Source organism: Vreelandella aquamarina (genome assembly GCF_020075495.1).
In the GTDB taxonomy this organism is placed as follows: Bacteria; Pseudomonadota; Gammaproteobacteria; order Pseudomonadales; family Halomonadaceae; genus Vreelandella; species Vreelandella aquamarina_A.
The window spans coordinates 1-300 of sequence record NZ_JABYQT010000046.1 but is presented as its reverse complement, the minus strand read 5'-3'; the positions used below and the strand labels follow the sequence as shown (position 1 = coordinate 300).

At 63.0% G+C, this 300-nt stretch carries 1 protein-coding gene; it reads left to right on the top strand.

Going from position 1 to position 300, the window contains the following annotated elements; translation table 11 throughout:
* A partial coding sequence (locus tag HW452_RS17410) for a hypothetical protein (RefSeq protein WP_224107348.1) occupies positions 1 to 300 on the top strand: 300 nt, incomplete at both ends.

Genomic DNA, 300 nt, shown 5'->3' with positions numbered 1-300 from the left:
ACCCGACTGATCCTGTTGACCCGACTGATCCTGTTGACCCGACTGATCCTGTTGACCCGACTGATCCTGTTGACCCGACTGATCCTGTTGACCCGACTGATCCTGTTGACCCGACTGATCCTGTTGATCCAACCGATCCTGTTGGTCCGATCGAACCTGAGTTGCCCGCTGCCCCCACCGTCGAGGTGACCAGCACTTATGACGCCATCCAGGGCGCGGCCGAAGCCGGCCAGCCGGTGGCGACCAGCCAGGGCAACGACCCGGACGGCGACAACGCGGCACTGCGCTACAGCCTGACCG